Source organism: Symbiopectobacterium sp. (assembly GCF_051710365.1).
Lineage (GTDB): Bacteria > Pseudomonadota > Gammaproteobacteria > Enterobacterales > Enterobacteriaceae > Symbiopectobacterium.
In genome coordinates this window covers 1-13735 of record NZ_JBPETA010000081.1, presented here as the reverse complement: position 1 = coordinate 13735, position 13735 = coordinate 1, and the positions used below count along the sequence as shown (strand labels likewise).

The following is a 13735-nucleotide window of genomic DNA, read 5'->3' as shown; positions in this document are numbered from 1 at the left end:
ATTCACAAGACCATCGTTGATGTTCTCGGCGAGCGATACCGTCGAATTTATTCTTAAAGTAGGTGCGGAATGACGGATGGACACCGGCGTCGGCGATTATATTGCGGATATGATGCGCCATTCATCGGTGTCACCGCTGATCATGGCCTGGTTTATCACGGTGCTGCTGCGCCTTGCCACCGGTGCCGGCACCGTCTCCGCCATCACGGCGGCTGGGATTGTCGGCTCAATGATCACCACCTTTAACGTCAACCCGGCGCTGATGGTGCTCGCCACCGCCTCTGGGAGTAACACCCTGACTCACGTTAACGATGCCGCGTTCTGGTTGTTTAAAGAGTATTTTGGGCTGTCGATTAAAGATACTTTCAAAACCTGGGGGCTGTTGGAACTGACCAACTCTGTGGTGGGATTACTGATCGTGCTGCTGCTTTCGCTGGTGGTATAACCTTTTCCACTTATAGTGATTACTTCAGGCCCGCCAGTGCGGGCCTTTTCTTTGCCTATTACTTAGCGTCTGCGTGCCACGATAAACAGGCGCGGGAACGCCAGCAGGCGTTTGCCGTCAGCGTGTGGCGGGTAGGCCGTTTCCAACTGTTGGCGATAGCTATCAAGGAAGGCGGCCTGTTCGGCATCGTCAAGCGGCGCAAGGAAAGGGCGCAGGCCGGTGGCGCGCAGCCAATCGACAATCGCCTGGGCGTCGTCCATCGGGTGTATAGTAGGTGGTGCGCCACAGATCGACGTCGCAACCGGCATTCGTCAGCAGATCGTAATAGGCGCTGCTGGTGAGCAGGCGTTGGCGCACACTGGCGGTATCGCCAATCTTATCGCGCCAGCTTCCTTGTTCGGCCACCGCGCGCATCAGTCGGTGGCTGGGTTCGTCCAAATTATCCGGCATCTGTACTGCCAGCATGCCCCCTTGCGCCAACTGCCGTGCCAGGTGCGGAAACAGCTGTGCGTGCTCCGGCACCCATTGCAACGAGGCGTTGGCATAAATCACATCCTGCGGCTGTGCGGGCTGCCAGGTGGCGATATCCGCTTGCATAAATTGCTGTTGCGGCAGGCGTTCGCGCGCTTGTGCCAGCATGGCTGCCGAGGTATCGACCCCTGTCACCGTCGCGTGCGGCCACGCTTGCGTTAACAGTTCAGTACTGTTACCTGGTCCGCAGCCCAGATCACTGACGGTGTTGGGATTCGGATGGGCAATGCGGGCAACCAACTCCTGTGCCGGGCGGGTGCGTTCGTTGGCAAAGCGTAAATAGAGTGCGGGGTTCCAATCTTTCATCGTTGCTCCTGATGGGTAGCAGACGCGGCAGGGTGAAAACAGCATGCCAGATTTCTTTCTCTGGTGCTTGTGGGGATACGTTGCCTTTTATTTCCAGCGTATTGCGCGAATATGCGCCGATTGATTGTGTCTCACCTACAAATCAGGGAAAATACCCGACTAATACGTTTTTTTCCCACTTTGCCTGACGCGAACATCCTGATACCGATGCTCTCGCCGGGTGGTTAACATAAGAAACCTGAAAATCATGTCTCCAAGTGAATACGCCCGCGAAGTTGCGAAACGCAGAACGTTCGCCATTATCTCTCACCCCGATGCCGGTAAAACCACCATTACCGAGAAGGTATTGCTGTTCGGACAGGCCATTCAGACCGCCGGAACGGTGAAGGGGCGCGGCTCGAGCCAGCACGCTAAGTCAGACTGGATGGAGATGGAAAAGCAGCGTGGTATCTCCATCACCACTTCCGTGATGCAGTTTCCGTATCGGGAGGCGCTGGTCAATCTGCTGGATACCCCGGGGCACGAAGACTTCTCTGAAGATACCTACCGCACATTGACGGCAGTGGACTGCTGCCTGATGGTGATCGATGCGGCAAAAGGGGTGGAAGATCGTACCCGCAAATTGATGGAAGTGACGCGTCTGCGTGATACGCCAATCCTGACGTTCATGAACAAGCTTGACCGTGATATCCGCGATCCGATGGAGGTGCTGGATGAGGTCGGGAATGAGCTGAAGATCGACTGTGCGCCGATCACCTGGCCGATCGGCTGCGGCAAGCTGTTCAAGGGGGTTTACCATCTGTACAAGGATGAAACCTATCTCTATCAGAGCGGTAAGGGCCACACGATTCAGGAAGTACGTATCGTCAAAGGATTGAATAACCCGGATCTGGATAAAGCCGTCGGTGAAGATCTGGCGGCACAGCTGCGTGAAGAGCTGGAACTGGTGCAGGGTGCTTCTCATGAGTTTGAGCTGGAGGCTTTCCTGTCTGGTGCTTTGACGCCGGTGTTCTTTGGCACCGCGCTGGGCAACTTCGGTGTCGATCATATGCTGGATGGACTGGTCGCCTGGGCACCTGCACCGATGCCGCGCAATACCGACACCCGCACCGTTACCGCGCAGGAAGAAAAATTCACCGGTTTCGTGTTCAAGATTCAGGCGAACATGGACCCGAAACACCGCGACCGCGTCGCCTTTATGCGCGTGGTGTCCGGCAAGTATGAAAAGAGCATGAAGCTGCGTCAGGTGCGTACCGGCAAGGATGTGGTCATTTCCGATGCGCTGACCTTTATGGCGGGTGACCGTTCCCATGTGGAAGAGGCATTCCCCGGCGATATCATCGGGTTACACAACCACGGTACCATCCAGATTGGTGATACCTTTACCCAAGGTGAAGAGATGAAATTCACCGGTATCCCGAACTTTGCGCCGGAACTGTTCCGCCGTATCCGCCTACGCGATCCGTTAAAGCAGAAGCAACTGCTCAAAGGGTTGGTGCAACTCTCGGAAGAGGGCGCGGTGCAGGTGTTCCGCCCGTTGGCTAACAACGATTTGATTGTTGGGGCCGTCGGGGTGTTGCAGTTTGATGTGGTGGTGGCGCGCCTGAAGTCAGAGTACAACGTTGAAGCCATCTATGAATCGGTTAACGTTTCCACTGCACGTTGGGTGGAGTGTGCCGATGCGAAGAAATTTGAAGAGTTCAAGCGCAAGAACGAATTGCATCTGGCGCTCGATGGCGGCGACAACCTGGCTTATGTGGCTCCGACCATGGTGAACCTGAATTTGACGCAGGAACGCTACCCGGACGTCACCTTCTTCAAAACCCACGAGCACTGATTTTCGGCGACTGCGGCTTCGTCGGTTAAAAAACCGGCGTTTAAAAGGATTCGGGCACATTGTCCGGCTTTTTAAACGCCGGTTTTATTTTATGTTTATTTATCAAATGGTTAATCTGATTTTATTTGATTTCCTCTCGCCCTTTTTCCCACGGACAAATCCGAAATGCCACCGGAAAGGGACTTTTCCTCCCTATTCCGCTAGGAATCGTCGTTCCATGCACTATAGTTAATATCGCGTTAACAATTAGTGAGTTTCACTGCTGGTGATAGGTCAGGTAGTGCGTTATATCGACTACGTGATATTTAGTAACGTTAAACGCTCGTTTTTTGCTGCGTTGCATTGAGTGCCAACACCAGCGTGATTGATGTCCGCGTGGACCCTAGCAAAAGGAAATAATCGATGAAAAACATCCTTAACGCAAAAACGATGATGGCTGTTGTACTGGGTACTCTGCTGACGGCGGGGAACGCACTGGCAGAAGAGACGCTGGGGCAGAAAGTGCAGCAGGCTGCGACAACGACGGGCGCAAAAATTGACAGTTCTCTCCAGAAAGCCTCTGGGTATATGGATGACAGCACCATCACCGCCAAGGTGAAGAGCGCTCTGATGGATGACAAAGCCATTGAGAGCGGGGACATCTCCGTCTCCACCACCAAAGGCGTGGTTACGCTGACCGGTTTTGTTCCTAGTCAGGCTGTGGCGGCACAAGCCGTCGCGGTGGCGACCAAGACCGAAGGCGTACAGTCGGTGAGTGACAAACTGCAAATCAAGGATAACGCCACCCAGTCAGTGGGTTCTTATACCGATGATGCGGTCATCACCAGCAGCATCAAGGCCAAGCTGCTGGCTGATAAAATTGTGCCGTCGCGCCACGTGAAAGTGGAAACCCAGGAAGGGGTGGTGCAACTGAGCGGTAACGTGAAAAACACCGCGCAGTCAGCGCGCGCAGAGAGTATCGCCAAGGCGGTATCCGGTGTGAAAAGCGTTAAAAACGATCTGACCGTCACCCATTAACGGGCCTGTCGCCCTTTAATGCTCACGTATTCGGCGGAGGGTAACCTCCGCCATCCTCAAGCCAATTAGCACTTGGTGTCGTAAGAATAAAACACAGGTGGAAACGCAGCGGTATGCGTAATTAACCTCAGGACGAGCGCCACTCACCCTCATTAAGGTAAGGAGAGCGTATGTTTCGTTGGGGCATTATTTTTCTGGTGATTGCGCTGATTGCAGCGGCGCTGGGATTCGGTGGACTGGCAGGAACCGCAGCGGGTGCGGCCAAAATTGTCTTTAATTGTCGGGATCATCCTGTTTCTGGTCAGTCTGTTCGCGGGACTTAAGCGACCTTAGCTATACCCGTTATACTTCAAGTTACAGGTGCGTTGGCTGCGTTCGTTATTCGGCCCATCCTTGGGCCTCACCTCTAACGAGGCCGCCGCAAGCGGCGTTCAAATCTGCTCCCGGCAGATTTGTCACCCGAATCACTTACCTGAGTAAGCTCATCGGGATGAATGAACCTCATCCCTGAGGTTCACCCTACGGGCCAGCGCAGGCGCTGTTCAAATTTGTTCCAGACAAATTTGTCATTCACTTGCCGCCTTCCTGTAACCCGAATTATTTAGGGTATAGACGTACTCACAATCGCCATTTATCTGAAATTTTAGTCTGCGCACGGGGTGTTAACGAAAATCGATCTGAACCATAATAAGATTGTCATCTTCACCCCGCATACTGTTTGCGATGCTTGCTGAACGTTGGTGTGATTACGGTGTGGTTTGTTCGGGAGGTTCGTGATGAATAGCGATATCATGGTAGGTCGATGGAAGCAGTTGAGAGGGAACTTCTGGGCGCTGTGGGCCGAGTGGTTTGACAGCGATTGTGCCTGGCTGGAAAGTAACAATGATTATCTTGCTGGCATCTTGCAGGAAGATTACGGCCTGCAAGATGGCGATGAACTGTCTGATGCTACTGTGCAGGTGGAAAAAGGTTCGGCAACGCTGCACTGATTTAACGCTGTACTGATTTTACGTTGCGCTTGTTTAACGTTGCGCTAAGGCCGCGTTATACTAAGGCATGGATCATTTCCTCAGGCCGTTTTCCTTTATAGATACCCATTGTCACTTTGATTTTCCGCCGTTGAGCGAAAATGAAGTGGCAAGTATTGCGCTCGCCGCAACGGCAGGGGTAACGCATATCCTGGTGCCTGCGGTTGAGTCCCGTTATTTTGCGCGCATCATTGCGCTTTCTCACACTCACCCAGCGCTCTTTGCTGCGCTTGGCCTGCATCCACTTTATGTTGCTCATCATCAGGATAGCGATGTGGATCTGCTTGAACAGCAGCTACGCCAACGAGATGACAGGCTGATCGCGGTAGGAGAAATCGGGCTGGATCTGTATATGGCCGAGCCCCGTTTCGAACGCCAATGCGAACTTTTGGAAGCGCAGCTGGCGTTGGCGAAGCGCTACGACTTGCCGGTGATGCTGCACTCCAGACGTACTCACGACCGTCTGGCGCAACTGTTGCGCCGTATCGATGTGCCGCGCAAAGGCGTGGTGCACGGATTTGCCGGCAGCGAGCAACAGGCGCTGGCCTTTATCAAATTGGGTTACTGCATTGGTGTCGGTGGCACCATCACCTATCCACGCGCCAATAAAACCCGTCAGGCGATTTCTCGCCTTCCTCTCGACAGCCTGTTGCTGGAAACCGATGCGCCTGATATGCCGCTCAATGGTTTTCAGGGACAACCCAATCGCCCCGAGCGCGCGGCCAATGTGTTTCACACTCTGTGTGAGCTGCGCTCAGAGCCGCCGGAGGTGATAGCGGACGCAACGATGATCCTTGTATTCCTCCTTTTATTCATGGTGTGGAGAGTAACATGACGCGTTTACTTGCAAGACGGCTACAACAATATGTGTTCACGGCAGTGCTGATGGGAATGGCCGCCCAAAGTTACGCCGGGAAAGCCAATGATACGTTGGTCTATGCCTCTGACAGTGAGATAGAAAATGTCAGTCCCTATCACAATACCATGCGGGAAGGGGTGATTTTAGCCCATCTGGTGTGGAGCAACCTGGTTTACCGCGATCCGAAAACCGGTGAATACAAACCGGAACTGGCTACCGATTGGCAGTGGGAATCTCCGACTGCATTACTGATGCATTTACGCCAAGGGGTCAAATTTCACAATGGCGATGATTTCACGGCGGATGACGTCGTCTATACCTTCGAACATATTGCCGGACCGAATACCGACTCGGTGGTGCCGCAAAGCGTCAACTGGATTGCGCGTACCGAAAAGGTGGATGACTACACGGTGCGCCTGCATTTAGCCAAACCGTTTCCGGCGGCGTTGGAGTATCTGTCCGGCCCGACACCTATCTTTCTTTCCGGCGAAGTATTTCCAGAGCGTGAAGCTGGTGGGTTTTAGCCGTGCGCCGATCGGCACCGGCCCGTATTAAGGTGGTGCAGGTGATCCCCGGCCAGGGGGTCACCATGGAGAAAAATCCCGATTACTTCAAAGAGAGTCCCCTTGGTCAGCCCAAGATCGGAAAGCTGAATTTCGTGGTGATCCGCGACCCGGAAACCCGTCTGGCACAGTTGATGACCGGGCAGGTGGATTGGATTTGGCGCGTGCCTTCCGATCAGACTGAGGCGTTGTCTTCCATGCCGAACCTCGCCGTGAAAAGCGGTGAAACCATGCGCGTCGGCTTTGTGGCGATGAGCATTCACAGCGATTCGCCGGAAGGGAAGCCCTTTCAGGATGTGCGCGTGCGCCAGGCGGTGAATTACGCCATCGATCGCCAAAGCATGGTGACCAATCTGGTGAAAGGCGGCAGTAAGCCGGTTTACACCGCCTGCTTCCGTGAGCAGGTGGCCTGCGATGCCAGCAAGGTGGTCAATTACCCGTTTGATCCGCAAAAAGCCAAACAGCTGTTGGCGGAAGCGGGTTATCCCAATGGGTTTGATACGGATATCTGGGCCTACCGTGAGCGCGATTACGCAGAAGCGATTATCGGCTATCTGCGTCAGGTTGGCATTCGTGCTCGACTGCATTACGTGCAGTTTCCTGTGATGGCGGACGCGTTGATTTCCGGCAAAGCACCAATGGCGTTCAATACCTGGGGCTCGTTCTCGATTAACGACGCCACCGCGTTCACCACGCCGTACTTTGGTGGCAAGGGTAATGACATCTGGAAGGATCCCGAGGTGACCAATACCTTGCTGAAGGCCGATGAAACCATCAATACCCAGGATCGTGCTGCGCTGTATGCCACCGCGTTGGGGCGTATCTCGTCTCAGGCCTATATTGCGCCGTTGTTCTCCTACTCAACCCACTATGCCTTTACCTCCGATCTGAATTTTCAGGATTGGCCGGATGAACTGCCGCGCTTTGCCCTGTCCAGTTGGAAGTAATGCTTGCTACGGGAGAAGCGCTGCTTCTCCCGCGTTGTGACCAAGAAGGAGCCGCATTATGGCGAAGTACGTTTTTCATCGGCTGCTGGTGGCGCTCGCGGTGTTGTTTACTGTGGCGCTGGTGAGTTTCTCTCTGTTGCACCTTTCCGGCGATCTGGCAGCAGCGATTGCCGGACCTGAAGCCACGGCAGAGGTGATTGCGCAGATTCGCGTTCGATACGGGTTGGATCAGCCGCTTGCCACGCAGTTTGGTCATTGGCTCTGGGCCGCGCTGCATCTCGATTTCGGGCGTTCTTTCTATTTTGAACACACCGTGATGGAGCTAGTCGGGCAGCGTATGCCGGTCACCCTGAAATTGGGGGCGGTTTCTTTGCTGCTGGCGCTGTTGGTGGCGATTCCGCTCGGCGTATTGGCGGCGGTGTTCCGTGATTCCTGGGTCGATCGCAGTGCCGTGATGACGGCGGTGCTCGGGCAGGCAATGCCCAATTTTTGGTTTGCGCTGCTGCTGATCCTGATTTTTGCCGTGGGGCTAAAGTGGCTGCCGGTCGCTGGCAACGCCACCTGGCAACACTTTGTTCTGCCCGCCATTGCGCTGGGCTACTACGCCATGCCCTCCCTGATGCGGCTTACCCGCTCCGGTATGCTGGACGTGTTGAACGCTGACTATATCCGTACCGCGCGCGCCAAGGGACTGAGTGGTTTTCACGTCATCGTCAAACACGGTTTGCGCAATGCCATTATTCCCGTGGTCGCGCTGGCGATGGTGGAACTGGGCTTTATGTTGGGCGGCTCGGTGGTGATTGAATCGGTGTTTGCGCTGCAAGGTTTAGGGCAATTGGCGTGGGATTCCATCTCCCGCAATGACTTCCCGGTGGTGCAGGCCATCGTACTGATTATCGCGGTGTTCTATATCGTTCTCACCTTTCTGGCGGATGTGCTCAATGCGGCGCTCGATCCGCGCTTACGGGCGCGCTAGGAGTGAGCAACATGAAAGCATCTGAAAAGACATCCGCATTGTGGCTAGGACTTTTTTCGCGAGGTGGCGCTGTGACAGTAACGCAAACTGAGGCCGGACAAACGGGGTTATTACCGCAACCGGGCCCGTGGCAACGCGCTATGCGGCGCATCCTGGGCCATCACAGCATGACGCTGGGCGTGGTGATTCTGGGCATTGTGGTGGTGCTGGCGCTGTTGGCACCGTGGATAAGTCCTCACGACCCTTATGCGCAGGATGTCAGCCGACGCCTGATCCCGCCGGTCTGGTATGAGAAGGGCAGTTGGGAGCATATCCTGGGCACCGATAAGCTGGGGCGCGACTACTTAAGTCGCCTGCTGTTTGGTGCGCGGGTCTCATTACTGATCGGGCTGGCCGCCGCCGCACTGGCGGGCGTTATTGGCATCACGCTGGGTGTGGTCGCTGGCTACTTCGGCGGGCGTGTGGACGCGGTGGTGAGTTATCTGCTGACGGTACGCCTCTCGATGCCGGTGATTTTGGTGGCGCTGGCGATGGCATCGCTGGTGGGGGGCTCGGTAAAAGTGGTGATTCTGCTGCTCGGGTTACTGCTGTGGGATCGCTTTCTGATCGTCTCGCGCTCCGTAACGCGTCAACTGCGAGAAGAGGAGTTTGTCGCTGCGGCGAAAACGCTGGGGGCATCGTCTGCTTTATGGTGCGGGAAATTCTACCCAATTTGCTGGGGCCGCTGACGGTGGTGGCAACGCTTGAGATTGCCCACGCCATTTTGTTGGAAGCCACGCTCTCCTTTCTGGGTCTCGGGGTACAACCGCCGATGCCCTCCTGGGGATTGATGGTGGCAGAAGGTAAAGCCTACATGTTCTTTCAGCCCTGGGTGATTTTGATCCCCAGCATTGTGCTGGCGGTGGTGGTGCTCGGCATCAACCTGGTGGGTGATGGCCTGCGTGATATCACCGCTATAGACGGGCGTAACTGAGGAGGTTGCCATGAGTCAGGATAGCTTGTTGGATGTCAAAGACCTGCGCATCGATCTTCCCACGGCGCGGGGCACCTTGCACGCGGTGCGCGGTATTGATTTCTCGGTGCGTAAAGGCGAGATGCTGTGTCTGGTGGGCGAGTCTGGATGCGGTAAATCCATGACGTCGCTGGCGCTGATGGGGCTGCTGCCGCGTAAGGCGGTGCGCAGTGCGACGCACCTGCGCTTTAAAGGGCAAGATCTGCAAACGCTGAACAACAAACAGATGGCGGCGATCCGCGGCGATCAGATCGCCATGATCTTTCAAGAGCCGATGACGTCGCTGAATCCCTCCTACACGCTGGGCGAACAGCTATGCGAGACGCTGCACGCGCACCGTAAGGTGACGCTAACCCAGGCAAGAGCGCGCGCGCTCTATTTAATGGAACGGGTCGGTATCCCGCAGGCTGGGGATCGTCTGCGGCAGTATCCGCATCAACTGTTTGGGGGATTGCGTCAACGTATCATGATTGCCATGGCGCTGATGTGTGAGCCGGAGCTGATCATCGCGGATGAGCCGACCACGGCGCTGGATGTGACCATTCAGGCGCAGATCCTGCGCATGTTGCGCGAATTGCAACAGGAACTGGGTACCGCGGTGATTTTCATCACTCACGATCTTGGCGTGGTTGCACGCATCGCCGATCGCGTGGCGGTGATGTATGCCGGCCAGATTGTTGAGACCGCGCCGGTGAAAGAACTGTTTGGGCACCCGCAACATCCCTATACCAAAGGGCTGATGTCATGCATCCCGGTACGAGGAAAGACCGTTCCGGGCCAGTTGCTACAGGCGATCCCCAGCGTCGTGCCCAGTCTTATCGGTGCGCAGCAGGGGGTGTGCGTTCCACAATCGTTGCCCCAGCGCGCAGGCCTGTTGCAGTGAAAATCCGCCTTATGTTGCGGTGACGCCGCAGCAGCACGTGCGCTGTGTGCAGGCACAAGCCTGGGAGGATGTGGCATGAGCGAAACGGTAACGGCGTTTGGCGCGGTACAACCTGCCCCCTACATTCCTGGCAATGACGATCTGGCGTTAGAACTTTGCGCGCTGAGCCGCGAATTTCGTCTTAATCGCGGCATGTTTGCGCGACCCGGTATCTTTACCGCCGTCAATAATGTCTCTTTACGCGTGCGGCGCGGCGAAACTCTTGGGTTGGTGGGCGAATCCGGCTGCGGTAAAAGTACGCTGGCAAAGATGCTGCTGGGACTATTGCCACCAACCTCGGGCAACGTCCTGATTGAAGGGCGTGAAATCGATGCGGGCGATCGCAAAGCGCTGGCGACCCGCATTCAACCGATTTTTCAGGACCCTTACTCCTCACTGAACCCACGCCGCACGGTGGCCGATATCGTTGAAGTCGCGCTGCGTCTGCATAACATCGGTACCCCGGAAACCCGCAAACAGCGGGTGCAGGAGATGTTGGACCGGGTCGGGATGCCAACCCGAACCCACGGGCAGTATCCCGGCCAGCTTTCCGGCGGTCAGCGGCAGCGCGTCGCCATCGCTCGCGCGCTGATCATGCGCCCGGCAATTCTCATCTGCGATGAGCCAACCTCGGCGCTGGATGTGTCGGTTCAGGCGCAAATCCTCAATCTGCTGATGACGCTCAAGCAGGAACTCGGTCTGACTTATCTGTTTATCAGCCATAACCTGGCGGTGGTGGAGCATCTGGTGGATCACGTCGCCGTGATGCGCAAAGGGGTCATCGTCGAGCAGGGGACGCGCGAGCAGATTTTCGAAACGCCGAGACACCCCTACACCCAGGCACTGCTCGCGTCGGTGTTGACGCCGGAGCAGGGGCTCGGTATTCCCGAGATTTCCTCCCATTACAGTGGATTATGACCCGAACACGGCAAAATGAAGAAGGATGCAGGCAGATGACTCGTGAAGAATTGATGCAAGCGGCGAGCGACTATTTGGGCGCGGGGCCCAACGATCCGGCCATCGATCCTGACTGGAACGAGCCGGGCCTGACGGCGGCAGAGAAGCTCTACAGTTGGAATACCTTTGACGTGCTGGCCTTTACCACCGGCAATCCCGATAAACCGGCCCATGCCATCCCGCCAGTGGCGCGGGCGCACTGCCATATGCGCTACGTGCCCGGTAGCTATGTGGATAATTTTCTACGTTATTTGCGTGAACATCTGGATGCGCACGGGTTTGAAGATGTCACGATGGTTACCCCCGATCACTGCTTTACCGCGACGCGCCTCGATCCCAGCGATCCCTGGGTAGCGTGGGGCGAAGCCTCGAATTGCCCGGACTACGGGAAAAAAGCCGCCATCCTGCCCAACTTTGGCGGTGGCCTGCCAAATGCCTGTTTTTCCGAAACCTTAGGGCTGCCGACGTTGTGGGTGCCGCACTCTTACCCGGCCTGTAGCCAGCACGCCCCTAATGAGCATTTGTTGCAATTGGTCGCACAGGAGGCGCTGCAACTGATGGCCGGTATGCTGTGGGATCTGGCAGAGCAGGGGGCGGCGGTGTGTTGCCAGCGAGAGCAGCACGCGGCTACCGCCATCGTTGCTTGATCCTATCGCTGACAGGCGCATTCGTTTCAGAACTGTCTATCTATTGCCTCAGCACTCGCGCGCGCCAATTTTTTGGTGCGCGCGTTGTCGTTTTTCAGCGCAAGGGGGAGCCATGCACAATACCGAAATCCGTTACTTTATGGCCGTGGTGAGTACCGGTTCGCTGAGCGCTGCCAGCCAGCAACTTTTCGTAGCGGTTTCCGCGATTAGCCGACATATCCAACGGTTGGAAAAACGTCTGGGTATGCCGCTGTTTGAGTGCAGTGCGCGCGGTATGGTGCTCAATGATGCCGGGCAAATTCTGGCAAACCATGTCAGACGCAGCATGGCGGATATGAAGCTGGCGATCGCTGAACTGGAAGGCCTCAAATCTCGGCAGCAAACCCCGATTCGCGTGGTGTGTACCGATGGCCTGGCGTTGAATCTGGTGCCGCTGCTGCTGGCGCGTTTTCGCTAGTTGCACCCTGAAGTCAATTTCCACCTGATTGTTGGCAGCGGCCAGCAGGTGCCGGAGTGGGTGCGGCACGGTGAAGGGGATGTGGCCATTAAGTTTAGCCTGGCAGCGGAGCTGGGGGTTGACGTCATCGCCTCGTTTCCCGCACCGGTTACCGCATTTATGCATCGAGATCACCCGCTGGCGACGCGCGATTTCGCTTTGTCCGATCTGAATGCCTATCCGTTGGTGTTGCCGGATCAAACCGCCACCATCCGGCAACTGTTCGATTTGTGCTGCCGAATGAACAGCGTGTTTATCGAACCGGTGTTTACCAGCAACCAATTTTCTGCGGTATTTGGCTATGTGCGTAACGATCGCGATGCGATCGGTATCTGTAGCCATTTTTCGGTGATGGGGCACATGCTCAACGACGAGCTTCAGATCCGCTGCGTTAACGTCGAACCATTGGGGCAACGTATGCTGCAAATTCAGACCGAGATCGGGCGTCCCCGAACCGCGCTGTTGGCAAGTTTTTTTCAGTTTCTCAAGCAAACGCTGACGGAAATGGACAGCCAATTGCGGCAGCGCCATGGGATGCCTGAACATTAAAAAAATGAGTTAATTTTATTTCTTTATTTTTACTTTTTGTGATTTTTTTATCCTTGGTAATGTTTGTTAGTGTTTTTTATGGTCGAAAATTTGATTGATAACGCAATTTAAATTCATCATTAATTTGTTAGTCTGTTTTTACGGCGTGAGGATATTTCCGAAGAAATAGCCATCTCCCGTTTCCCTAATGCCACTTTATTTTGGAGCTTGATGATGAATCTGGAGAAATTTCCCCGCTATCCGCTGACCTTCGGTCCCTCTCCCATCACGCCGTTGAAGCGATTGAGCGAACATCTGGGCGGTGATGTTGAACTTTATGCCAAGCGCGAAGACTGCAACAGCGGCCTGGCGTTTGGTGGCAATAAAACCCGCAAGCTGGAATACCTGATCCCAGAAGCGTTGGAGCAAGGGTGCGACACGCTGGTCTCGATTGGTGGTATTCAGTCGAACCAAACGCGTCAGGTTGCTGCCGTGGCGGCGCACCTCGGCATGAAATGCGTGCTGGTTCAAGAGAACTGGGGCTTTGTTGAATAAATCAGAACTTGTAACGACTGTGCCCCATCGGGTCGATTGTTACGTGATGCGAATACTGTTCGGCATTCCTAATAGCGTGATCCGGTTAAGCGCTTTGACCATCGCCATG

Annotated in this window: 9 protein-coding genes and 8 pseudogenes; 15 read left to right on the top strand and 2 right to left on the bottom strand. The window is 55.4% G+C overall.

Annotation, left to right across the window (positions count from 1 at the left end; translation table 11 throughout):
* Positions 1-76 precede the first annotated feature (76 nt).
* Positions 77-445, top strand: a pseudogene (locus ACTBDZ_RS09350) (GntT/GntP/DsdX family permease); the annotation flags it as partial.
* A 62-nt stretch (positions 446-507) separates the two neighbouring features.
* Here ACTBDZ_RS09350 and tam read toward each other — a convergent pair.
* A pseudogene (gene tam, locus ACTBDZ_RS09345) lies at positions 508-1282 on the bottom strand (trans-aconitate 2-methyltransferase).
* A 247-nt stretch (positions 1283-1529) separates the two neighbouring features.
* On the opposite strand from tam, the gene prfC reads away from it, so the two are divergent.
* From prfC to ACTBDZ_RS09275, 14 genes and pseudogenes are all read left to right on the top strand, one after another.
* Positions 1530-3119: a peptide chain release factor 3 gene (gene prfC, locus ACTBDZ_RS09340; protein WP_438815112.1), complete on the top strand. Its 1590-nt coding sequence runs from the start codon at positions 1530-1532 to the stop codon at positions 3117-3119.
* 402 nt (positions 3120-3521) lie between these two features.
* The gene (osmY, locus tag ACTBDZ_RS09335; RefSeq protein WP_438815111.1) at positions 3522-4136 is read left to right on the top strand and encodes a molecular chaperone OsmY; all 615 of its coding nucleotides are present in this window, start codon (positions 3522-3524) and stop codon (positions 4134-4136) included.
* Positions 4137-4306: 170 nt separating this feature from the next.
* Positions 4307-4469: pseudogene (locus tag ACTBDZ_RS09330) on the top strand (DUF1328 domain-containing protein).
* A 443-nt stretch (positions 4470-4912) separates the two neighbouring features.
* Positions 4913-5125, top strand: a complete 213-nt coding sequence (locus ACTBDZ_RS09325; RefSeq protein WP_438815110.1) for a CsbD family protein — start codon at positions 4913-4915, stop codon at positions 5123-5125.
* 67 nt (positions 5126-5192) lie between these two features.
* Positions 5193-5999 (top strand): TatD family hydrolase, encoded by an 807-nt coding sequence (locus ACTBDZ_RS09320; RefSeq protein ID WP_438815109.1) that lies wholly within the window; start codon positions 5193-5195, stop codon positions 5997-5999.
* Positions 5996-6547 carry an ABC transporter substrate-binding protein gene (locus tag ACTBDZ_RS09315; protein WP_438815108.1) on the top strand — a complete coding sequence of 184 codons (552 nt, stop codon included), beginning with the start codon at positions 5996-5998 and terminating at the stop codon, positions 6545-6547. Before ACTBDZ_RS09320 ends, ACTBDZ_RS09315 begins: the two co-directional genes overlap by 4 nt.
* A gap of 2 nt (positions 6548-6549) precedes the next feature.
* Complete coding sequence (locus tag ACTBDZ_RS09310; protein ID WP_438815107.1) at positions 6550-7533, top strand: ABC transporter substrate-binding protein; 984 nt, start codon at positions 6550-6552, stop codon at positions 7531-7533.
* Between the two features lie 58 nt (positions 7534-7591).
* Complete coding sequence (locus ACTBDZ_RS09305; RefSeq protein ID WP_438815106.1) at positions 7592-8509, top strand: ABC transporter permease; 918 nt, start codon at positions 7592-7594, stop codon at positions 8507-8509.
* 140 nt (positions 8510-8649) lie between these two features.
* A pseudogene (locus tag ACTBDZ_RS09300) lies at positions 8650-9482 on the top strand (ABC transporter permease).
* Positions 9483-9492: 10 nt separating this feature from the next.
* Positions 9493-10483 (top strand): annotated as a pseudogene (locus ACTBDZ_RS09295) (ABC transporter ATP-binding protein).
* Complete coding sequence (locus ACTBDZ_RS09290; RefSeq protein ID WP_438815105.1) at positions 10480-11361, top strand: ATP-binding cassette domain-containing protein; 882 nt, start codon at positions 10480-10482, stop codon at positions 11359-11361. The pseudogene ACTBDZ_RS09295 and the gene ACTBDZ_RS09290 overlap by 4 nt, the downstream one beginning before the upstream one ends.
* Positions 11362-11396: 35 nt before the next feature.
* Positions 11397-12047: a hypothetical protein gene (locus ACTBDZ_RS09285; protein WP_438815104.1), complete on the top strand. Its 651-nt coding sequence runs from the start codon at positions 11397-11399 to the stop codon at positions 12045-12047.
* A gap of 112 nt (positions 12048-12159) precedes the next feature.
* Positions 12160-13092, top strand: a pseudogene (locus ACTBDZ_RS09280) (LysR family transcriptional regulator).
* Between the two features lie 213 nt (positions 13093-13305).
* Positions 13306-13611 (top strand): annotated as a pseudogene (locus ACTBDZ_RS09275) (pyridoxal-phosphate dependent enzyme); the annotation flags it as partial.
* Between the two features lie 54 nt (positions 13612-13665).
* On the opposite strand, the pseudogene ACTBDZ_RS09270 reads toward ACTBDZ_RS09275, so the two are convergent.
* Positions 13666-13735, bottom strand: a pseudogene (locus ACTBDZ_RS09270) (surface-adhesin E family protein); the annotation flags it as partial.

Bases quoted from the DNA above. Each gene is read 5' to 3' on its own strand.
- prfC (WP_438815112.1), top strand. From the start codon at position 1,530: ATGTCTCCAAGTGAATACGCCCGCGAAGTTGCGAAACGCAGAACGTTC.
- osmY (WP_438815111.1), top strand. From the start codon at position 3,522: ATGAAAAACATCCTTAACGCAAAAACGATGATGGCTGTTGTACTGGGT.
- ACTBDZ_RS09325 (WP_438815110.1), top strand. From the start codon at position 4,913: ATGAATAGCGATATCATGGTAGGTCGATGGAAGCAGTTGAGAGGGAAC.
- ACTBDZ_RS09320 (WP_438815109.1), top strand. From the start codon at position 5,193: ATGGATCATTTCCTCAGGCCGTTTTCCTTTATAGATACCCATTGTCAC.
- ACTBDZ_RS09315 (WP_438815108.1), top strand. From the start codon at position 5,996: ATGACGCGTTTACTTGCAAGACGGCTACAACAATATGTGTTCACGGCA.
- ACTBDZ_RS09305 (WP_438815106.1), top strand. From the start codon at position 7,592: ATGGCGAAGTACGTTTTTCATCGGCTGCTGGTGGCGCTCGCGGTGTTG.
- ACTBDZ_RS09290 (WP_438815105.1), top strand. From the start codon at position 10,480: ATGAGCGAAACGGTAACGGCGTTTGGCGCGGTACAACCTGCCCCCTAC.
- ACTBDZ_RS09285 (WP_438815104.1), top strand. From the start codon at position 11,397: ATGACTCGTGAAGAATTGATGCAAGCGGCGAGCGACTATTTGGGCGCG.